The organism is Paenibacillus sp. P46E (genome assembly GCF_001909095.1).
Taxonomy (GTDB): domain Bacteria; phylum Bacillota; class Bacilli; order Paenibacillales; family Paenibacillaceae; genus Paenibacillus_AQ; species Paenibacillus_AQ helianthi.
This window is the reverse complement of sequence record NZ_LVYZ01000025.1, coordinates 1-21,418: the sequence shown is the minus strand read 5'-3', so window position 1 is coordinate 21,418 and position 21,418 is coordinate 1. Positions and strand designations below refer to the sequence as shown.

The 21,418-nt window shown below is 47.1% G+C and carries 20 protein-coding genes and 1 pseudogene; 11 read left to right on the top strand and 10 right to left on the bottom strand.

Annotation, left to right across the window (positions count from 1 at the left end):
* The 6 genes and pseudogenes from A3849_RS04525 to A3849_RS04500 all read left to right on the top strand — a co-directional run bounded on the left by A3849_RS04525 (position 1) and on the right by A3849_RS04500 (position 3,737).
* Positions 1-579 carry a hypothetical protein gene (locus A3849_RS04525; RefSeq protein ID WP_074110343.1) on the top strand — a complete coding sequence of 193 codons (579 nt, stop codon included), beginning with the start codon at positions 1-3 and terminating at the stop codon, positions 577-579.
* A 408-nt stretch (positions 580-987) separates the two neighbouring features.
* Positions 988-1,257 (top strand): annotated as a pseudogene (locus A3849_RS33920) (RHS repeat-associated core domain-containing protein); the annotation flags it as partial.
* 36 nt (positions 1,258-1,293) lie between these two features.
* Positions 1,294-2,043 carry a nucleotidyltransferase domain-containing protein gene (locus tag A3849_RS32285; RefSeq protein WP_218619206.1) on the top strand — a complete coding sequence of 250 codons (750 nt, stop codon included), beginning with the start codon at positions 1,294-1,296 and terminating at the stop codon, positions 2,041-2,043.
* Positions 2,044-2,056: 13 nt separating this feature from the next.
* Positions 2,057-2,437: a 1,4-dihydroxy-6-naphthoate synthase gene (locus A3849_RS04510; protein ID WP_074110342.1), complete on the top strand. Its 381-nt coding sequence runs from the start codon at positions 2,057-2,059 to the stop codon at positions 2,435-2,437.
* Positions 2,438-2,808: 371 nt separating this feature from the next.
* A complete protein-coding gene (locus tag A3849_RS04505) occupies positions 2,809-3,372 on the top strand; it encodes a hypothetical protein (protein WP_143191737.1) in 564 nt (187 codons plus the stop codon).
* 20 nt (positions 3,373-3,392) lie between these two features.
* Positions 3,393-3,737, top strand: a complete 345-nt coding sequence (locus A3849_RS04500) for a hypothetical protein (RefSeq protein WP_074110340.1) — start codon at positions 3,393-3,395, stop codon at positions 3,735-3,737.
* Positions 3,738-4,414: 677 nt separating this feature from the next.
* Here A3849_RS04500 and A3849_RS04495 read toward each other — a convergent pair.
* The 6 genes from A3849_RS04495 to A3849_RS04470 form a co-directional block, all read right to left on the bottom strand.
* Positions 4,415-5,038, bottom strand: coding sequence for a hypothetical protein (locus tag A3849_RS04495; RefSeq protein WP_074110339.1), 624 nt, complete (start codon positions 5,036-5,038; stop codon positions 4,415-4,417).
* On the bottom strand, positions 5,028-5,480 hold the full coding sequence (locus A3849_RS04490) for an RNA polymerase sigma factor (RefSeq protein ID WP_143191740.1): 453 nt from the start codon (positions 5,478-5,480) through the stop codon (positions 5,028-5,030). The genes A3849_RS04495 and A3849_RS04490 overlap by 11 nt, the downstream gene beginning before the upstream one ends.
* 256 nt (positions 5,481-5,736) lie before the next feature.
* Positions 5,737-6,270 carry a hypothetical protein gene (locus A3849_RS04485; RefSeq protein ID WP_074110338.1) on the bottom strand — a complete coding sequence of 178 codons (534 nt, stop codon included), beginning with the start codon at positions 6,268-6,270 and terminating at the stop codon, positions 5,737-5,739.
* Between the two features lie 381 nt (positions 6,271-6,651).
* Positions 6,652-7,734 (bottom strand): mannose-1-phosphate guanylyltransferase, encoded by a 1,083-nt coding sequence (locus tag A3849_RS04480; protein ID WP_074110337.1) that lies wholly within the window; start codon positions 7,732-7,734, stop codon positions 6,652-6,654.
* Positions 7,727-8,836, bottom strand: a complete 1,110-nt coding sequence (locus A3849_RS04475) for a glycosyltransferase (RefSeq protein ID WP_074110336.1) — start codon at positions 8,834-8,836, stop codon at positions 7,727-7,729. The genes A3849_RS04480 and A3849_RS04475 overlap by 8 nt, the downstream gene beginning before the upstream one ends.
* On the bottom strand, positions 8,836-10,017 hold the full coding sequence (locus A3849_RS04470) for a glycosyltransferase family 4 protein (RefSeq protein WP_074110335.1): 1,182 nt from the start codon (positions 10,015-10,017) through the stop codon (positions 8,836-8,838). The genes A3849_RS04475 and A3849_RS04470 overlap by 1 nt, the downstream gene beginning before the upstream one ends.
* Positions 10,018-10,216: 199 nt before the next feature.
* Here A3849_RS04470 and A3849_RS04465 point away from each other — a divergent pair, with 199 nt between their 5' ends.
* The 3 genes from A3849_RS04465 (at position 10,217) to A3849_RS04455 (ending at position 12,094) form a co-directional block, all read left to right on the top strand.
* The gene (locus A3849_RS04465; RefSeq protein WP_074108466.1) at positions 10,217-10,513 is read left to right on the top strand and encodes a helix-turn-helix domain-containing protein; all 297 of its coding nucleotides are present in this window, start codon (positions 10,217-10,219) and stop codon (positions 10,511-10,513) included.
* A complete protein-coding gene (locus tag A3849_RS04460) occupies positions 10,479-11,423 on the top strand; it encodes a DUF1861 family protein (RefSeq protein WP_074110334.1) in 945 nt (314 codons plus the stop codon). The genes A3849_RS04465 and A3849_RS04460 overlap by 35 nt, the downstream gene beginning before the upstream one ends.
* Before the next feature lie 86 nt (positions 11,424-11,509).
* A complete protein-coding gene (locus A3849_RS04455) occupies positions 11,510-12,094 on the top strand; it encodes a 50S ribosomal protein L25 (protein WP_074110333.1) in 585 nt (194 codons plus the stop codon).
* A 113-nt stretch (positions 12,095-12,207) separates the two neighbouring features.
* Here A3849_RS04455 and A3849_RS04450 read toward each other — a convergent pair whose 3' ends face one another.
* From A3849_RS04450 to A3849_RS04440, 3 genes are all read right to left on the bottom strand, one after another.
* Positions 12,208-13,086 carry a carbohydrate ABC transporter permease gene (locus A3849_RS04450; protein ID WP_218619205.1) on the bottom strand — a complete coding sequence of 293 codons (879 nt, stop codon included), beginning with the start codon at positions 13,084-13,086 and terminating at the stop codon, positions 12,208-12,210.
* An 18-nt stretch (positions 13,087-13,104) separates the two neighbouring features.
* The gene (locus A3849_RS04445; protein WP_218619204.1) at positions 13,105-13,989 is read right to left on the bottom strand and encodes a carbohydrate ABC transporter permease; all 885 of its coding nucleotides are present in this window, start codon (positions 13,987-13,989) and stop codon (positions 13,105-13,107) included.
* Positions 13,990-14,055: 66 nt separating this feature from the next.
* Positions 14,056-15,351 (bottom strand): ABC transporter substrate-binding protein, encoded by a 1,296-nt coding sequence (locus tag A3849_RS04440; RefSeq protein ID WP_074110332.1) that lies wholly within the window; start codon positions 15,349-15,351, stop codon positions 14,056-14,058.
* 751 nt (positions 15,352-16,102) lie between these two features.
* On the opposite strand from A3849_RS04440, the gene A3849_RS32020 reads away from it, so the two are divergent.
* Both A3849_RS32020 and A3849_RS04415 read left to right on the top strand, forming a co-directional pair.
* The gene (locus A3849_RS32020) at positions 16,103-18,061 is read left to right on the top strand and encodes an S-layer homology domain-containing protein (protein ID WP_083613362.1); all 1,959 of its coding nucleotides are present in this window, start codon (positions 16,103-16,105) and stop codon (positions 18,059-18,061) included.
* 16 nt (positions 18,062-18,077) lie between these two features.
* Positions 18,078-20,627, top strand: a complete 2,550-nt coding sequence (locus tag A3849_RS04415) for a hypothetical protein (RefSeq protein ID WP_074110331.1) — start codon at positions 18,078-18,080, stop codon at positions 20,625-20,627.
* A gap of 12 nt (positions 20,628-20,639) precedes the next feature.
* Here A3849_RS04415 and A3849_RS04410 read toward each other — a convergent pair whose 3' ends face one another.
* Positions 20,640-21,356, bottom strand: a complete 717-nt coding sequence (locus A3849_RS04410) for a GntR family transcriptional regulator (RefSeq protein ID WP_074110330.1) — start codon at positions 21,354-21,356, stop codon at positions 20,640-20,642.
* Between the last annotated feature and the right edge of the window lie 62 nt (positions 21,357-21,418).

The following is a 21,418-nucleotide window of genomic DNA, read 5'->3' as shown; positions in this document are numbered from 1 at the left end:
TTGTATCCGAAGCTAGTTGCACCATTCGAAATTATCCCATTTGAATTAATGACAAAAAAAGAAGCCAAGCAATACTTTGATTGGTTTATTTCACAGATACCAATTAGGATTGAGATACTAACTGCACATTATGAAGAGACAACGGGAGGTAGTCAACAGGAATTAAATTTATCCCAAGAATCACTGGTTAGACTATGGGCATGGTTTAGTCAGCGAATAAAGATGGTTCCTAAAACGAGACAAGAGTTAAAGGAAGAGATAGACGCGGTGCCAGATTGGTTGAAAGAAGAGGTCTCTAACAACACCTTGAAGTTCAGCGAGATAACCAGTTCATTAATCATTGATGTGGGTATCTATTTTGGATCAGTGTTTATAAATGAATTACGTACATTGGAGTGGGGGATAGTACACAAGCCTAAAAAATATGTGTATGTTAATCAGCCTATAGTAATAGGCTTCAAAAAATCCGGTCTAAATCCTATTACAGTTGTTAATAATTGTTCACTTATAGAATTGGAACAAGATCCAGATGATAATCGCCTTTTTGATTTGTTTAATGTTTGGAAAGAATATTTATAAAAGTGTTAAATTAGAGGCTATCCCAAAAGCCATGAAATGGCTGCTTGGGATAGCCCTCTGTTTTTAGTAAGAGCTCCGGAACGGGCCATTGTTTCAATTGCTATATGACGAGACTATCAAACGCAAATGTAGCTCCTTCGTTTTTCCTCCGTATGCAGAGAGTACACCACTAACTATGCGCGTGCATCTGGTGCATAACGAATGCGTGGATTCTTTAATGAGGCTTGTCTTCTGGTTTCTTCGATTTCTGGAGCAACAGACCTTGAGCATTACTTTATGGATGGAACTAAATCGAGAGATACGCCAATCGCTTCATCTTCATTTTGGGAAATTTGTAAGTAAGTAAGAAATAGAAAAAGTGAAATTGATGACCCCTGCGATGCAGGCTAGAACTGGAAGCAGTCCAATCTGTACGGAGCGGGTGAAAAGCGAATCGGCCTGAGTTATCTGGTCAGCGGGGAAGGCGGTAACGACCTGAACGGGTCCGGCCCGGACAACCTGTTCGGCTACACCAGCCTGGGCTATGATTACTACAGCGGCTACTCCCATGCACAGGCGCGGGATTTTGACTCGAGTATTGGGCGGTTTATAAATGAGGATACGTATGAAGGGCAGATAGATAATCCGCTTAGTTTGAATTTGTATACGTATGTGCAGAATAACCCGTTGCGGTATACAGACCCAAGTGGGAACAAGCCATGGGAGCCTTATGATGTGAACGAACTTAGGTTCTTACTGAATGATGCAATTGGGAAAAACCTAAATAAAGGAAGCAAACTGTATCAGGCATATCATGATAAAATATGGGAACGGTACGGCTTTGCATCCATTTTGAAAACCAACCGGTACAATTACTTGTTTGGTTTATTGACAGGAACAAGTGCGTATAAGAACAGTGCCGGAAATGCAAGCTGGGCAAGAGAAGAGTTAATCCGTGAATTTTTTGATGCAAATTTGTCAGGGTATATTGCATCTATGGCAATGGATGGGGTAACTCATGTAAGTACCGTTAAGATAAAAAACCCTACGGTGACGGATAGTGAGGCGGTTGTTCCTAAGGGGACGGGAAAACTTACAATTCCTCAAGGGGTGACCAGTGAACAATTCAACAATGCTTCATCAATAATAAGACAAAAAGTAGGCTCTATAAGCGATGATATTGTTGTTCAAGGAAGTAGAGCCAATGGTACTGCAAGACCTGATTCGGACATTGATTTTGCTGTACGGGTTTCTCCTGAGAAGTTCGATGAACTTATTACCCAAAGGTTCGGAATACCTAATCCGGGTTCGGCAAAAGAAAGAACTATGCAACATGCAATAGAAACAGGGAAGATTCAGTCCGGAGAAGCAGGATTGCGTAGTTTGCGTCAAGAGTTACAGAAGGCTTTAGGAATGGATGTAGATATCTCAATTGTCAAGTCCGGCGGTCCATTCGATAATGGAACTCAAATACCATTACCATGATAGAGGTGAGAATATGTTAAATGATGATTTTGACCCTTTTTGTAAAATATTTTTGGACACTGATTTTGCTAGAACTGCCGTTCTAGAATCTGTTAAGGAAAACATTGGTGGAGTGTTAGAACAATCAAGCATTACAAATGATATCTGTAATCTTGATTTATTAAGAAATGATGATTTTCACGAACACAAACGAAACGAATCACCTGACGGGTTTTTGTTTTCAAGATATTTACTTGAGATTGAACCTAATGAGGATGTTGGTACAGAAACATACATCGCTACACTGTCACGCTTGCTCGAAGGATTATGGAGAATAGGTTATAGTGCGGTCGCGTCGTGTGATTTTGAAGAATTGTTACCCCGTAAGGGTGGTTACAATCCCGATAACAGATAGTATTGTGTATCACTTTTCTTACCTTGATTAGTTTATCACTAGTCAAGGTTTTTTTGTGGGGGCTACCCAGTGCCGAATAAACCCATCATTTAACCAATAACACATCTAACCCATGTAATGCCCGTATAAAGATTTCGTTAATTCGGTTGCAGGCACATCAACGCTTGAATGTTATACCCCGAATAATGCTATTGCTTTACATTGAACAGGTTCATTATGGTCAGATATCACCTTGATTGACCTGTGTTTTATTTTATCTCTGTTATAAGGCGCAGAATTCGGACTCAGCATTGGGCCGTTTGTAGATGAGAATCCTATGAGGGGAAAATGACCGATCCGCTGAGCTTGAATTTGTATACGTAAGTGATTACTTGTTTGGTTTATTGACAGGAACAAGTGCGTATAAGAACAGTGCCGGAAATGCAAGCTGGGCAAGAGAAGAGTTAATCCGTGAATTTTTTGATGCAAATTTGTCAGGGTATATTGCATCTATGGCAATGGATGGGGTAACTCATGTAAGTACCGTTAAGATAAAAAGCCCTACGGTGACGGATAGTGAGGCGGTTGTTCCTAAGGGGACGAGGAATGTTAGGAATTTTACTTCAACTGACAAGTATGTAGGCGAAACTGCAAATGCAATTGAAGCAAGATACCCAGGAAAAGTTGTCGATGTTAATAAAAAAGTTTATAGGCCGGATGGAACTCCATTAACAGATTATGATATAGAACTTGACAATGCGATAATACAAGTTAAACAAGGTGGCGGAAAAGGTGCGACGCGGCAAGCAATTAATACTGCCACAAGTACGAGTAAAGAAGTTGTTGTTTATTTACCTGATCAGAGTCCAAATTCCGCTATTGTAAAAGGGCTTCAAAAAGAAGGATTCCGTGTGTATACAAATCAAGAGGAATTAATTAATTATGTTGGTAGATAACAAAGAAGGGAGCATGCGACGTGCAATGGATAATTCTAATAGGCAATGAACATTTTAATCTAAATCTAATTCGTGATCTGCAACATGATGGTGAGAATACAACCACCTGCCTTAATACGAATAGATTTGTTGTAGATTACGGTAACGATCATGTGTTTTATGAGAGTGTGGAAGATATCATTAATGATTATGAAGAAGATGATATAAAGCGAATTCCTTTTCCAAATCCTCATTTCATTATGATGACGTATACGAATGAAAACTTGATGAAACAAATATTATCCCAAGATAATTTTCCACGGGGCATCTATATTGATGATGATAACGGAAATATCTTGCCAATAGAGGAATTCATAGTATCTTGAATCTATATCACTTTCAATCTTGATCGAGTGTACGTTGAATAAGGAATACTTATTTCTTTAAGGTTTGGGGGCTACCCAGTGCCGAATGAACCCAATATTCTACAAACAACATATATATCTCATGTAGTATACCTGTATTAAGATTTCGTCATTTCGTTTGTACGCACAGTAATGCTTGAAAGGTATAACTCAATTAACGCTAAAGCGTTACATCAAACAGGTCGATTATGGTCAGATACCACCATGACCGACCTGTTTTGTGTTATTTGGTTATCTTGCAGTTTTTTCAAAAGAAATCGCAACAATGTAAATAACCGCAACGATAGAAACGGTGAAAGGACTTGGTTGCCTTGCAACTTATGATTGGGGTAAGATGACAACTATTATTGTCAGGTCGTCATCTATCCAAGGAACCTTTAAAGTGAAGAGGATATCAGGTCACTGGTATCATGCAAGGTTCGTAGAAGATTAGTAAATGTTTGATTCAATAATTATAACGAATAGAGAGAACCTAAAAGATTGGACAGTAGGCTAGGTACTTCAACTTGTCGAAGCTTCAGATGGATAAAAGCCCATCTCCCGGAATAGCGGAAGAAGGGCTTGGTTGTATGCCGAATGTCAAACCCTTCTGCATATTTCTATTCACATGTTATCATTCGGGTTTGTGCTTTATGCAATCACCGCACGCTCTCAACAGTATTTTTCAGTTCCTGTTCGGATACAGGCTTAGTAAATTGCACGGAATAGGAGAAGCCATCGTTTTGCCAAAGCGCAAGTACGTATTGATAATCGGTTCCTTTTATAGTCACGACATTTCCATTAATGGTTAAGTCCTTAATACTGGTGTATTCTGCGTAATCTCCACTTACTTCCTCGTTGCCGGATGACATTCTGAACACAACGCTATTGGCTTCTCCCGTGTAGATGACTTGCCCAAGTTCATTCCAGTAAGCCGTATACTGTACGCTATCAACGATAAATGGTAAATGTTCGGGTTCCTGCATGGTAAATCCTACAGCCTTGGACAATTCTTGAACTGAATGGAGTTCAACAATGTTGGGTTTCACCATAACCGGAGGGTCGCTTGGTGTTTGGGTAGCATGCTGGATTATTAATGAACCCGCCAACAAAAACATGAAACATGCTGCTATGGCGATGTACCTTCTGTAAGTTGAAAAAGAGAATCTTGTTTTGTTTGGTTCCTGTTCCCAATCCAGCTTTTGAAGACGATCTAGAATGCGCTCTTGTATCTCTGGGGTAACTTCTATCCTCTCCATCACTTCATTATACTTATTCTTCAAAATCGTACCCCTCCTTCAGTACAACCTTAAGCTTGGCTCTTGCCCGCAGCAGACATGAACGTACCGTTGACTCTCTGGCTGTTAATAAGGATGCGATTTGAGCCGTAGAATAGCCCTCATGATAATAAAGGTGTACGACCTCACGATATTTCATGGGAAGCTGCTTGACAGCCTCCCACAAAAAGGCCAAATCCTCTGCGGCGCTTGCTACCAGGTCTTCATTGAGATCATCGGTTTTACGGACCTTATTATAATTGATCTTGTTTTTGCTAATATTCATGGCAACCCTTAGAAACCATGCCTTTTCATGCTCGGGGGATTCAAAATGAGGTTGAGCTTTTATATATTGTATCAATGCATCCTGCAAGACATCCTCTGCATCACTCATGTTGTGCAGATAAGAATAGGCAAGACGCAAGACACTCTTCCCATAGAGAGACATTAAATTCTGGGCTTGGTCATTTATCTGTGCTGACCGTAAATGCTCCTGCATGGGAATTACCTTGTTACGGCTGTCCCCGGCTGCCGCAGAAAACAAGGAGTACAACGGGGAACAAAGCTCCATCCTTAAGAGAAGGAACCATTCCCAAATCAGATTCCTCTTCCTGCATATACCAATCATCCGATCACCTTCCTGAATTAGGCTATGGCGGTTCTGCGGCTACAGTCCCGCCATCCCCTTACAACCTCTGGTTTAATTAACGAATCGTATCAACCATTGCACTTACGGCAGCAGCATCGAGGACAGCCTCGTCACTTGTAGATGAGATCGAATAGGTATATCCCCCGTCAATCCATGTAGCAACGCGGATTTTACCGTCATCCCCTTTGGTTACGACTTTCTTGTCGCCAACCGTTAACGAAAGATTTTCGCTATATTTGTTATGATCTCCGCTAATATCCTTACTGCCCTTTGCTTTACGGATCACTAACTGCTCATCGCCAGATTGATAAGTAATCTGGATCATATCATTTTTAATCGCCTCGATCAGCTTCTGGGTGTAGCCTGCAGGCACTTGGGAGGGCAGTGTCATAGTAACCCCGGCAAACGCCTCTGCTTCTGCAATGCTATCAAATTTTTGAAAAGGATTAGGAATCTGGACATTCTTTGCCCCGATGACTTGCGTACTTTTCGGCGCTTGAGAATTGTTTTTTGCAGACCCGTTAGTAGAACACGCCGTAAAGGACATCAACATCATACCGCTAAGTACAACAGCTACCATTTTTTTCATTGTTATAACTCCCTCTCTTATTGGGCTCGAAATTTACCACCGTTTCCGTGGTTCTGCCCTATATACATTTGAGGAAGCGATTATGTTGCATGCCTAAAAATTATTTCCAAAAACATTTGCCTTGAAGTAAGCTGAACAGGGAAAAGTTCTTGCTCTGCTTAAGACTAGTTTAAAACCCTTTCTGGAGCAAGGCGTGAAGGTTTTGACAGAATAGATAGAATAACATTCCCGAGAAACATATTAGCCGTAGCAGATTTTATTGTGAAAAACCGTAAATCCCCTTTCCGCAGAGCTGGATAGCTAGGAAAAAGGGGGTTTTCTGTAATCCAAAAGAGACCGTAGCTGAATAGCTACAGTCCTTTTTTCTTTTACCAAACCTGCTTAGATATATTCGAGCATGCCCTTCTCTTTGAGCAGATCCACGATATCCTTGACGGATTGGGCCTTGTTCTTGGGGCAGATCAGGACCGCATCGCCGGTGTCGGCAATGATGAATCCGTCCACACCGATGGTGGTAATCAGCCGTCCGTTGCCATAGATGATCGAGTTGTGGGTGTCGATACCTATATGATTAGCTTTGATGATATTACCGGCATCATCGGGAGGAAAGATGGCACCTAGCGCATCCCAGCTGCCGATGTCATTCCAGCCGAATTGGCCGGAGAGAACAACCACCTCGTCGGAACGCTCCAGAATGCCGTAATCAATCGAGATATTCTGCAGCAGCGGATAGATCCGGCTGATGGTCTCCGCCTCCTGCTCCGTACCGAGCGCTTCGCTGATGGGCAGCATCGTGTTGTAGAGCCGCGGCAGATAACGTTTGAAGTTATCAATAATGACTGAAGTCTTCCAGATAAAAATCCCGCTGTTCCATAGATAATTGCCGGAGGCCAGATAGCCTTGTGCTTTCTGGAAGTTCGGTTTCTCTACGAATTCCGCCACATCATACACTGCTACCGGCTTTATGGCGATGGGTTCTTTATCATACGCAATATAGCCGTAGCCGGTGGAGGGGAAGGTGGGCTTGATGCCGATAGTGACGATTCGATCGCTCTCCATTGCGACCGTGCAGGCTTCATCCAGCGTCAGCCGGAACTGCGGTTCATCGGTTATATAATGATCTGAAGGCAGGACAACCATCAGCGAGTCTTCCTGGTTCATATGCATAATGGAGAAGGCAGCGAATAGAATACTGGCTGAAGTGTTGCGTGCCACAGGCTCTATCAGAATATTGCTCTTCAGCACGCTGCTGTGCATAATGCTCTCCAGCAGCACTGCCTGTGTGCGGTTCGTTACGATGACGGTGTTTTCCTGGGGGATAATGCCCTTGAACCGTTCTATTGTATCGTTTAGCATGATGTCGTTTCCGCTTATATTGAGCAACTGCTTAGGGATCTCTTGTCTGGATAACGGCCAGAAGCGGGTACCGCCGCCGCCGGCAAGAATCGTGGCGAATTTATCCATGGTGGGTCACCAGATGGGCAATGGAGAAGGAAATAATGCTCTCCGAGCCCTGATTCAGATTCAGTCCCGTGCTGTGGATGCCGTCGTAGCAGGCCCCGGTCTGGTTATCCACGAGAGGGAGCTTCAGGGAATTATGCCCCGTGTACCAGGCGTAACAAAGGTCCGCCTGCTTCGTATAGGCCGGGTCCTTGAGCACTGCTGCGGCTTCGCGGCAGGCCATCAGCATTTCGCAGGCTTCAATCGGCTGCTCGTCATACTCCGCAGGTTTACCGCCGCGCAGCAGCCAACCATGGCTGCCAATGGGCTTGTAATAACCTTCTGGTGCGAAGGTGCGTGAAGCCAGGAAATCCAGGCTTTCTTTGGCTGTCGCTTTAAGGTCGGGATTACCGGAAATGCGGAAGGCTCTCAGCAGCGCCCAGGGCAGCATGGAATTGCCGTAGGTGAGGCTGTCCTCGAACCAGTTCCAGCCCTCACCCTTAGTGAGGATGTATTGATTATGCAGCCGGACGGCAATATTTTCGATAAGGTCAGTAATAACACTCTTAGGTAGAAAGGCCGCTTCTTCCGATGTATTCTCAGATATGTGCGGATAAGGGAAGGAATAGGTTAATGCACCGGGTGTATTAATAAGATCGCTCAGACCAATGACAGCGTAGGCTACAGCCCGGGGAGAACCCAGTTTCTCAATATGCGGCAGGGATTGATTAATGAGATACCGGCAGGTATTCAGCAGATTATCCGGCAGAATGGAGGAATAGGAGAGCATGAAGCCCAGCGCCCACAGGGTGCGTCCCTGGCAATCCTCAGAGCCGCTATCTTCGATGAAGGAACGGTTGTAATCCATGAAATTGCGGAAGTTGCCCTGCTCATTTTGCGCGTGATGGACAAAAGACAGGTACGTGTGAATCAGGTCCAATGTTGCGGAATCCGGGCTTTGCTCGTACATGAGTACGGCTGCAATCAAGGCCCGGGCGTTGTCATCGGTGGTGTAGCCCTTGGAGCGGTCAGGAACGCCGAATTTAGTGTGCTGGAAAATACCCGTATCATCGGTTATTCTGCGCAGATAGTCGGTTTTGAACTTTACAGCTGCAGGTGTCTGCATCAAATCACACTCCGGTCTGCCTGCTTGGAGTGGGCAATGATGTCCTGAAAGATGGCAGCATACGTCTTCGCAACCTCACTCCACATCATGGTTCTTCCAAGCTCAAGGGTGAGGCTCTCCATCTCTTTTACCTTGGCCGGATCATCCAACAGCGCCAGAATGCAGGTTTCCAGGGAAGCGGAATCCCGGAAATCAGCCAGCAGGCCGCGTCCCCCGGCAAGCATCTCCTTCGCATACCGGTAAGGAGTAGAGACAATCACCCGGCCATAGCCGATACCGTAAGCGAGTGTTCCGCTGACCGCCTGCTCCTTGCCGAGATATGGGGTCATATAGATATCCGACATCACCAGCGACTGGATTACTTCCTCCTGCGTCAGCAGCTTGTCGACGAATAGCACATTATTGGTCAGGCCCAGTTCATGCACGAGGTTTGTCAGTTTTTCCCGGTATACCTCGCCGATTTCAAGCTTGACTACCGGATGGGTTTTGCCCCAGATGATATAGAGTGCATCCGGATGCTGCTTGACCACACCGCTCATGGCCTCAATAGCATATTCAATGCCCTTGCCGGGACTCAGAAAGCCAAAGGTAGAGAGAATCTTACGGTCACCGAAGTTGTACTGCACTTTGAGATCGGCTCTGGAGGCTGTTTCTACAAAAGGCACTCCGTGATGGATAAAGGCTATTTTGGCTACGTCGATATGATAGACGGAGATTAAGTCCTGTACCGTAGACTGGGCCATCGTGACTACCTTAACGCTCAGCTCGGCAATCCGGGTAATAATCTCGTGCTGCTTGGGGGTTGGATTCGTTAATACAGTATGGAAAATGGCCACGTAGGGCACATGAAGCTTCTCGATAAATTTGAGCAGGTATTCGCCGCTTTCTCCGCCATAGATCCCGAATTCATGCTGAATGACCAGCAGATCGGTGTTGGACTGATTGATAGCTTCGGCGGCATCTATATAATCGGACAGTGTGTTTTGGTTGATTTCCCTCATCACCTGGTCATTGTAACGGTAGGTTTCGTTGTTGTTCATTGCGATAATCTTCGGTTTGTTCCAGCCCTGGAGCTTCGAGAACTGATCCAATAGATCTTGAGTGAATGTAGCAATTCCGCATTCTCTAGGCAGGCTGGTGGACAAAAAGACGATGTTACGGCTGCTGCTGGTGTGTTTCATACTGAGGAGCCTCCCTGTTAATCTTGTAATTTGGTATAAAAAAAGAAAATAAAGAGGACTTTATTTTCTAGGCGGAAAATGGTATAAAATTTTTTATTTGCAATTTATTTCCTTCCTGTACTATAACATGACCATTTTTTCTTGTCAATTTATTGACTACCTTCTGAAGTCCAGATATAGTGTTGTTGGAGGTGTATGAATGCCAGTCATACGCAGTAAGTTAAGCGAGGTTATGGAACGCCATGACCCCAAATTATCCATCCGTAAGCTTGCCAAGGATATCAACTACCATTTCGATTCCGTCCGGCGGATGTACAAAGACGAGATGGTGCAGTATCCCCGGGATCTGCTGCTCAAGCTGTGCACCTACTTTAATATTCAACCGGGTGAGTTGATCCGCATGGAATCGGATGAGAACGATTGGGCAATAGATAGAGCACACGATTATAAGGAGGAAGGCAATGACAAGGAGCCCGGTCAAGACGGCAACCTGTAACGAACTGCTGGATACCTTCTTTGCCAATCTTCGAACAGTGCACGTGGAGAAGCTAGTCTTCTCCGGTGTAGGCAAACGAGATGTATACAATATAACCGCCCCTTTTATGCACGATGGGGAAGCAGTAATCTTGGGAAGAGTTGAGGAACGGGACAGCGAGTTCTCTCAAGTCTTCTTTTTTACACTCCGGGAGGGAGTTTGGATTCCCCGGGCACATACGCATACATACAACCTGCAGGACCCGTGTGTAACCTTAATAAAAGGGGAACTCATTGTCGGAGGGGTAGAGGTTATTACGGCCGCAGATGATCCGAACCGGATCGTCTCGTGGGTGACCCAGTTCTACCGGGGCTATCGTATTGACTCCATGCGCCACTTCTCCTCGGGTCCGGGAACGATGAAGGATATCCGGCTGATTGAGCTTCAGGATGGCAGAATAGGCGTATTCACACGGCCGCAAGGAGCCAAAGGCGGAAGAGGACAGATCGGGTTCACCATCATCGATTCACTGGAGGAGCTGAATGAACAGACCTTCGTAGAAGCAGAGGTATTTCAGGATCAGTTTGTGCCCGAAGAATGGGGAGGAGCAAACGAAGCGCAATTATTGAAAAATGGCCATGTTGGCGTGCTTGGGCATATTGCCTGCTTTGACCGCTTGGGACAAAAACATTATTATTCCATGGTCTTCTCCCTCAATCCCGAAACGTTTGAAACGACACCAGTCAAAATTATTGCTACCAGAGGCGATTTTCCCATTGGTCCAGGTAAACGCCCGGATCTGCAGGATGTCATTTTCAGCGGAGGGCTGGTGCGTGGAGAGAATGGGCGGGCGGTGCTGTCCGTGGGGGTTAGCGATGCCGAAGCCTACCAGATTGAGATCCCGGACCCTTTTTTGGAGTATGAGCAGTAGAAAAGAGGTTGGTTTGACTAGATTCTATGGTCATGGTATACTTGTAATGACAAGAATTTATGGTCGAAGAGAGCAGGAAATAAGAAATGAGTAAATTTATTCTACTGAGCAATCGTACGGCTGAAACTAAGTCCAACCTGAATATCGCCAGAAAACAGGGGCGTATCCCGGCTGTACTGTACGGAATTAATAAAGATACTCTAAGCCTCGAAGTCAATGAAAAAGAGCTGATGGATGTGCTGAGAACGAATCCCCGCGCTATTCTACAGGGTAAGCTGTCTGACAATACATCTGTTCCTGTAGTTGTACAGGATATCCAAAAGGATTCCATGTCAGGCAAGGTCCTGCATATTGATTTTCAGCACGTCAATATGAATATCAGCATGGACAGCAAAGTTACTATTCATTTTGCGGGAGAAGCAGCCGGCATCAAGGCAGGCGGTTCACTGCAGGTCGAAATATATGAAGTTGAAGTCCGCTGTATGCCAGACGATTTGCCAACCTCAATGGAAGTGGATATCAGCGGTCTTGCCATCGGCGACCAGCTGCTCGTGTCTGATCTGATCTTCCAGGATGGCGTTGAAGTGCTGACGGATCCAAGTACAGTGATGATTCAGATCAAAACCGTACATGAAGAAGAAGCAGAAGAACCGGCAGCGACTCCGGCTTAAATACAAGATGAACCATACAGCCCCTTCGGGCAGAACGTGCAGGGAACTCATGATTTCATGATTCCGGCTATGTCTGCTGGAAGGGGCTTTTGTGTTTTTTTCTATTTCCCGCGTTATTTCAGTGCGCCCTCGGTCAGACCGGCAACGATATAGCGGTGGAAGAAGAGGTAGACCACAATCATAGGAAGCGTAATAATCGCCAGTGCCGAGAACAGCAGCTTGTAGTCGGTCATATAACGGCTGGAGAAGGCCAGCAGGCCAACCGGAATAGTCTTTAGCGCATCGTTCTGAATGTACAGCATCGCCAGCAGCAACTCGTTCCAGGCATTCAGCGCTGAGAAAATCCCTACAGTAGCCATATTAGGAACCAGCAGCGGGAGGATGATCCTCCAGTACATCAGCCAGTCCCCGCAGCCATCCATGCGCGCAGCTTCCATCAGTTCTCCCGGGACAGCATCGAGATATGCCTTGAGCAGGAGGACCGCCAGTGGAAGTCCGGTTCCGATATAAGGCAGGATCAGCCCCAGATAGGAGTCTTTTAGATTCAGGTGTTCAAAAATATAGCTTTGGGCAATGAAAAAGGATTGCAGCGGCATAAACAGTCCGAACATGAACAGCAGCATCAGGAAGCCGCTGCCGCGGAAGCGCAGCTTGCTGAAGGCAAAAGCCGCCAAACTGGCAAACAGCAGAATGCCTGCGACGGTAAGGGTAGTGACGATTACGCTATTTTTGGCATAAGTGCTCATGTTACCCACATTCCAGGCTTCGGACCAGTTCTGCAGATTTACCTTCTCCGGCAGCGCGAACGGGGCGGAGAAAATCTCCCTGTTTTCACGGAAGGAGGAGAGTACCAGCCAGATGATCGGGTAGAAGTAGAAGCAGGAAATCACGATCATGAACAGATAATACAAAAGATGCGAAAACCGCTTGCGGCTGGCCGCTTCGCCTCCGCTGTAAGCGTCTTTCTTGATGTCTAGGGCTGTGGTCGTCAAGGAGAGCACCTCACTTTCTCAATACTCCAGCACACTGGAGTCTTTCTTGGTCAACTTGCCGGCAATCAGGCCGATCACAGCAATCACCAGCGTCATAATGACGGCAAGTGCGGAGCCGTAGCCGATGCTCGTATGAGTAAAGACAACTTTAACGAGATAGGTGGTGACGATTTCTGTAGAATTATAAGGTCCGCCGTTAGTCATGACATAGAACAGATCGAAAGACTGGAAGCCGGTAAGTACGCAGAGCATGATGCCTGTCTCTACCAGATTGCGGATCATTGGAACCTTGATTTTGAAGAAAATCTGACCTTCATGGGCACCGTCGAGATAGGCTGATTCATAGACCTCCTTGGAAATACGTTGAATCCCGGAGTAAAAGATCGTCATATAGAACCCTGCATATACCCAGCCGGACACTATGCAGATGGCGTAAAGTGCAGTATCAGGATTGCCCAGCCAGACGCGCGTCAAGCTCTCGAGGCCAATCTTCTCCAATAGAATATTGATCAGGCCAAAATCGGAATTATAGACAAACTTCCATAAATAGGACACAACAATCATGGGCAGCATCACGGGGATAAAGAAAGCGAGACGGAACAGTGCGCTGCCTTTGCGGCCCATGGTGATTAAGCCTGCAAGCCCGAGTCCGACAATCACTTCAACAAAAACGGTGGCGGCAATATAAATGAGGGTGTGACTGTAAGAGTTGATGTAGACCCGGTCGTGGAAGGCGCGGATATAATTGCTGAAGCCTGCGAATTTCATATTGCCGATCCCGTTCCAGTCGTAGAAGCTAAAGACAAATGTCATCAGGACCGGAACAAGCACGACAAAGGCAAACAATAGAATGGCCGGGGCAATGAACAGGTAAGGGGAGAGCTTATGGCTTTTGCCGGACATGGATCCACCTCCAAAATAGGAATAAGGGGAGACCGCCGATGTGCGATGCACGGACGGTCTTTTTGTTTACTTCAGCGGGGAAATGGTTGTTTCAAGCTCGGCCAGCGCGTCCTCCGGTGATTTGGCTCCGCCAATAACCTCGGAGGTAGCCATATTCAGCGCATTGGCTACTTCGATGGAATAGCCAGTGTCGGGAGGCGACACCAGTACGGGGGCATTTTCCATCAAATCGTTCAGTTCCAGTGAGAGTGGAAGCGTGGTAGTCTTGTCGATGCCATCCTTGGTAATGGGCACAGCGCCGGCATCAGACAGTTTTTTGGAGGATTCGGCAGAGCTGTAGAGCTTCATGAATTCTACAGCTTCATCAATCAATTTGGAGTTTTTGTTGACGACCATGCCATTCAGTACTCCGATGACGCTCTCCTGATTGCCCTTGCCGTCCGGCATAGCCGGAGTATTGAAGTAGCCCAGTTCCAGATCCGGTGTTTCTTTAACTGCGGTTGGAACCAGCCAACTGCCGATGGGATGCATCGCACCGCTGCCGTTCAGGAACAGCATGTCGGCTTCACTGTCGCTAACGGCGGTTATGTTGTCATTGATGTATCCTTTATCCCACAGTTCCTGCACATAGCCATAGGCTTTGACGAAGTCCGGCGAATTGAACGGCTGTTTCAATTGCAGAGCCTCGCTATAGGCATCCTCTCCTACAACCCGGGAAATGATATGGGCAATCCAGTTACCTGCCGTCCACAAATCTGAATTGCCGATAACGAGCGGAGTCATACCGGCTTGTTTGATTTTTTCGCACACGGCAAGGAATTCCTCCCAGGTCGCCGGGGGTTGAAGCCCTAGATCACTGAATACCTTTTTATCGTAAAAGATTACATTCGTCACATCGCCTGCGGTTGGAATCATATACGTCTTACCGTCTATGACCATGCCGTTGAAGGTGCCTTCAGCGAACATGTTCTTCAATCCAGAGGTTTGGAGCTGCTCCGTAATATCCGCGGCATAACCATCTGTCACCCGGTTCTGCAGCCGTTGTCCTGCCCATTCAAAGTAAAGGTCAGGAGCGTTTTTGCCGCTTAACAGGTTGGGCAGGCCGATTGTTTGGTAGGTGTCGTCATCCTGGAAGCTGAATTCGACTGAGATGCTGGCATGCTGGCTTTCAAATTCTTTGCCGATCTCCTCCCAGACCTTAATCAGCCCTTCGCCCGGTGAACCCATGGCAATGCGGAGTGTACCTGTTTGGTCATCACTGCTGGTCTTTGCCGTATTGTCCTTTGGATCTTCAGAAGCGGAACAACCCGCAAGAGCGGCAACCAGCATCATCGCAATCCATCCAATCATCCACTTTTTCATTTATTAATCGCTCCTTTAAGTTGGAATGGTATTTTGGTTATTCCGTGTTTTGTCCGAAGACAGCTCCTCAGCCCCCTCTCCTCCATAGAATAAGAAGTCATAACGTCTGCATGCGCTCATTCCTCAGGTAACAACACATACTGCTGTGATTCCACCTTTTATGTAATGTTAGTTAACACAAAGGAGCGATAACGAGGGGCGATTAAAGGAGTTCTGCTCAAGTGGTTCTGATTTGTAGTAACAATATAGTTTTCATTATTAATTATAGTTACTAGCCTGTCAATTGTTTTTCATAGAAAACCGGAGATAAATTTCGTTTTTTTCTAGTGAAAAAAAATATTTCAAGTGTATTGTCTGTTTTTTGAAAGCGTAATCAATGTATATTGTATAAGGTTTACGTGCGGAGCTTATATTCTGCTGTCTTTAGAAAGGGTAAATATACCTCCAATAAATAAATCTGTTGACAACTTGTTGTGATTAAAAATAGAATGTGGATAAATGTTACTACAATAACATTAAAAATATTACATGGAGGTGACACATGGAAGTGAATTAGTACACTGAATGGAATGGTAAAGGCCTAGAAGAGGTTTGGGTGGAGGATCCGGGAAGCGGAGCAAACGGCATTTATTATATGATGCAAGGCGCAACAGCACGTGGTGCGATTCATGAGTTTGGATGCTTACGAAGTAAGTTTTGTCGGAGATTCTCGAGGAAGCATACGCTAACAAAACTTTAAGGGGGAGCGCATATGAAGTTCAACTGGAAGCAGACACTTGGTGTAATCGCTGTTGCCTCATCGATGGTGTTTACCCACGCGTCCGCAGCATCCGCAGAGACAACGGAGAAGATTCCCGTGTGGGCATCGGCGGAAATTGCCTCATGGAAAGACCTGGGGCTGCTCAAAGGTAATGAGAATGGCCTTATTCTTCCCAATGAAGGAATCAAGAAGACAGAATTTGTAGCCTTAATCAACCGTATCTTTCAATTCAGTGAAGAGAGCAGCCAGACTTATACGGATGTCCCCAAGGCAGCATGGTATGCTCCCGAGATCAGCAAAGCAGTTGCGTCCGGTGCGATTATCGGAAGCGGCGGCGGTAAGATTGATCCGCTTGAGATCCTGACCCGGGAAAAGGCCGCGCTTATTCTCAGCAGAGTATTCAATGTTGCAGGCTCCGGGAATGCAAATGCTCCATTTTCAGATGATACAGCGATTTCTGCTTGGGCCAAGGAAGCTATCTATGCCATGAAGGAAGCTGGCTATGTGGAAGGCACACCGCAAGGAGCGTTCCAGCCGAAGAATGCGCTGACACGCGCCGAGGCGGTAAAGATGATCAATAACGCGATGGGTATACTGGTTGCCGACGGCAGCGGTCATTCAGGCCTGTCCGGCAGTAATCTGATTGTCAATACGGCAGGCAGCACTCTAACGAACCTGAATCTCTCAGGCAATTTATATATTACTCCGGGTGTTGGTGAAGGAGACTTGAGCTTGGTCCATGCAACCATCGGAGGCGTCGTCTACATAAACGGCGGCGGCATACACAGCATCACCCTTACGGACAGCACATTGAACAGGATTGTAATCAACAAGCCTTCTGCTCCGGTAAGAGTTCTATTGAAAGGAACGACCGCAGCGATCAATGTGGAGGTAGCCAGCGGCGCCCAGATTGTCAACGAATCAGACAAAGCTGTGGGTACTGTTAATGTGCTGGAAACGGGACAGAAAGCCGTTTCTATATCCGGCAATGTAAGCGAACTGAACGTAAACGGGAAGACCGATTTTACGCTGGCGGGTGGTCAGGTTGGGACATTCAATATCTCTGCCAAAGCTGGCGGGTCGGGCATTAAGCTGAATAAAGGCACGATTGTCAAACGGATGGCCTTCAATGGTGCTGCGAATGTTACCGGGGAGGGAATAATCTCGGAGGCATTAGTCAATGTGGAGGGGGTGTCTCTGACCGCCAAGCCGGACAAGCTGACGATCCATGCTTCAAAAGTAACCATAGGCGGACAGAACTACGACTCTTCAGGCAACCTGATTCCTTCGGCGACCAGCACTCCAGCGGGGGCAGGCACCAATGGCGGCACGGCAAGTCCGAGTCCAACTCCAACTCCAACTCCAACTCCAACGCCAGGTGCGACTTCAAGCCCGAGTCCGGGTACGGGAAGCCCAACCCCAACCCCGAGCCCGACACCAAGCCCGGGTACAGGAACTCCAACTCCAACTCCAACTCCAACCCCAACCCCAACTCCAACCCCGGTTGATCCCGGACCTAAAGTTACCGAGCGGTATACCTATGCTGAAGCCTTAAGCTCCTTCAGCTCATTAGGAGCAGAGGGTCTGGCCAAGCAATACCTGGCCTTCCTGCAGGATCCCTCCTATACGCCATCTATAGCCAATGCAGGTGTGGAAATGCCGGATATGGTGAACGCCATCACCTTTGTGAACTATCAGTTTACCCTCAAACCTTCCATATTCGCTTCCTTGCGGGGGGTTAATACTTCCGTTCTGGACAGTACCCGTACCTATTTATGGATCGGAACCGATAGTGGTGTAACCAGAATTAATCTCTTGACGAATGAAATGACGGGCTACACCGCAGTGGGCAGGCAATTGTACGATGATAAGGTGCTTCTGCTGATATCGGACGGAGGTAAAGGTGTATTTGCCATAACGTTAACCGGCGTATCGCATATCTATCAATAAGAAGGGGGAGCTTACCATGCACATGATGAAGAAACGCGGACAAAAGATCACGGGCGTATTGCTCGCCGTAACACTATTCGTGCTGCCGGCAGCACCTGTTTTGGCCGAAAAACCGCCTGGAGCAAGTTATTCGCCTGTTCAGCTGGAGGCCGTGCAGACCAAGGAAATGACCTATTATAAGTCTGGTTCGGCTTCCCTTCCGGGTACCATTGAATGGGTTACCGATGCTGCCGCGCTGAAATTTCTGCCGCTGTCAGTAATCGGTGATGTGACCAGCGTTGTACGGGATGGGGGCATATACTGGATTGGAACGGAGACCGGGCTGCAGCGGGTCGATTTCACGGCAAGTGATACGAAGGACATTGTCCAGTATATGGCGGGTCCCAGATATCTTTACGGCGGCGATGATCATGTAACCGGTCTTGCCAGCGATGGAGAAGGCGGTATATGGGTCCGGACTGCAAGTGGTGTAACCCATATCGCCATGCCGAAGCAGTCGCTGCATGACAAATCGTTTATCTACGAGGACCTGGTCCAGTCCATTCTCGACCGGCGGGGCATGGTTCATGGGGCCGGCTTCACCTTTACAGAGACGGACAGCACGACGGATGCGGTCAACTATAACTCTGCAACCGGACAATTCTCTTCGACACCGTCCACCAGCGACAATGACGGTTTATGGACGACTATGTATGCAATGGGTGAGGTGTTCCGTTACAAGGCACTGCAGGAGGATTATGGAGCCAGTCCTACTCTAGAGGAGTCCGCTGAAATTTCCGCAGCGAGATCGGCTGCGCTGAGGGCAACCAAAGCCGTTCTGTTGCTCGATTATGTATCCGGCCGCGGGAACGGTTTTCCGGCCCGTTCTTATATGCTGACCAGCGAGGAGAGTGCGGCTACTGTAGGCAATTCGGTATATGGCTATCAGTCTCAGAACGGGTTTTGGTTCCAGAATTTTGTAGGCCCGGACATGGTCAACCCGAACGGCATTATCCCGAGCCTGCAGCGTGATGACGGAGTGGAACCGATCGGCTATTCCATGGTCCGTGTAACCAAGGATGCAGAGAACAAAAAGGGCTCCACACTGTTCCCTAGCGGAGGCACGGATGTCTTGAACTACAATGGACTCGGGCTAAGCCAAGCCGCGATTGATGAGCTGAATCTGACGCGTCCTGAAGGGCAGAAGCTGGGCATTGACATCAAAACCAAGGTTGGGACAAACGTAAATGGCGCGGTCTACCAGGTGCTGCCGGTAATCACTGCGGCAACGAACAATAAGGACGCTAAGGAAGATAAAACTACAGGTCCGGATAATAAGCCGCTGTTCCAGCTGACAGCTCCCGTTTATGAGCAGATCCCGGACTTCTTTAATGACTTGTTCCCGGACAGCGTGATTGTGGATGGGCACATCGACATGAACCAGATTGTGTACAAGGCGGATACTTCCGCGGATGAGGTGGACGGTCATTACGCCATGTTCTACACAGCTTACAAGTATCTAATCGGGGACAGTGTAGATCCTGAGATGCTGAAGCTGAAGTCCCTTATTGAAGAAACAACGCACCGCATGACAGAACTGATCTTGAAGGATGACCATTATTATATTGAGGACGCTACAGGCAAATCCACGCAGTGGTCCAGATGGTTCTCCAAGTACTTCAACGACAGTCTGGGCGTGATGGAGAAGCAGGGGCAGTGGGAGAGCAAAGTAGGTGTCGATGAGAACGGAGACGATGCCCTTTCCTATGGATATGAGGATGGCCCGCTTAACGCGCTGGAGGTCATGGCTGCCTTAAAAACGGCAAGCTTCATTACCAAAGAGAGCTATCCGGCCGATTCGGTGAAGTACGAACTGGCTTATGAGCAAGCTTTTGCCGGCAGCTACAGCAAGGATGAGCCTTATATCAACGGCAAGGGTTATATGGATATGGCTCTGGAATATGTCAACCGGAGGCTTGTGCGGCAGGCTACCAATGCTTACAGCGAGAATGACAACCAGATCGTAACCAAGGATAATGCAGGCGCCGGAACCAACACCAATGCGACAATTCATAACGACTGGACCCAGTATATCAATTACTCGGATGAAGAGCTGGGCTGGTTCCCGGTATTCGTGCTGGTTACCCTTGAGCAGGATGCCGGCAGACATGCCAAGGTTGTGGAAGCTTATGACCAGTGGTATTCCAACGAAGTGCGGGAGGAGAATCCGTTCTATACCTTCCTGTACCAGCTTGCGCATCCCGATAAAACTGATGTAGATCTGCAGTCAGCTGTCCGATATCTGTACCGTTTCCCCGCATTTCAGATTGAGTTCCCTGTGCAGTGGAACCGTCAGGATGTTCTGTATATCGAGCCGGGCGACCGCGACGATTACAAACAGACCAACTATGCCCTCGCTCCGGATGAGCGTCGCATTATTAAGCACAACTCCAATCCGTTTGAGAATGACAGCCAGTCGGCAGGAGCCAATCCTGATTATAACTACCACACTGGTAGCATTGAGGCAGGCTCGGTATTCACGCTTCCTTACTGGCTGGGGCGTTATTTCGAGATCATTAAAGAGTAGTAGATACAGTTGTTATCCAAACTGCCGCTCAATCGTGTAGCTGGGGAAATCCCCGCGGAATACACCGAAGCTGTACTCCAGCGGGGAATCATCAGCCAGGTACGTGAACGTTCTAACCTGTAGACAAGGAGCGCCTTCCTTCACCCCAAGCAGTTTGCTGGCGGTCTTGTCTGCAAGTACGGGCTTCAGTTGCTCCACAGAGCGGTGAGCCTTCAAATGATAGGTTGTTTCAAGGAAGGAGAATAGCGAACCGTCCTTATAGTCATTGATAAGGCCGGGAGCAAGCTCCCAGGCAATATAAGTGGTTTCATAGAGGAGGGGCTCATTGTCGGCATAGCGTATCCGCAGCAACTGGTTTACGGGAGCTTTTACCGCGATATTCAGGAATTCATTCAGAGGCATTTCCGCAGGTGTCACTTTGGCTTCGATGATTTTGCTTGTCGGCTCCTTGCCGCTCATCACCACGTCCTCTGTGAAGCTGCGTGTCTGGTTAAGCTGAAGTTCCTTGCGTTTGACGAAGGTTCCCTTGCCCTGATACCGTTCCAGAATGTCCTGAACCTCAAGCTCGCTTAGTGCAAGGCGGATGGTTGTGCGGCTGGCGGAGAACATTTCGCATAATGCGGCTTCCGTTGGAAGCTTCTCCCCGACAGCGTAGACACCGGATTGAATCTGCTTAAGCAGTTGTTCTTTAATATTAAAATATAAGGTGTTATTTGTTCTCTTTGTCATTACAAATTTCCCCCGATACAAATTTGTTATATTATATCATGGAAAAGGATCAGGAGAAAACA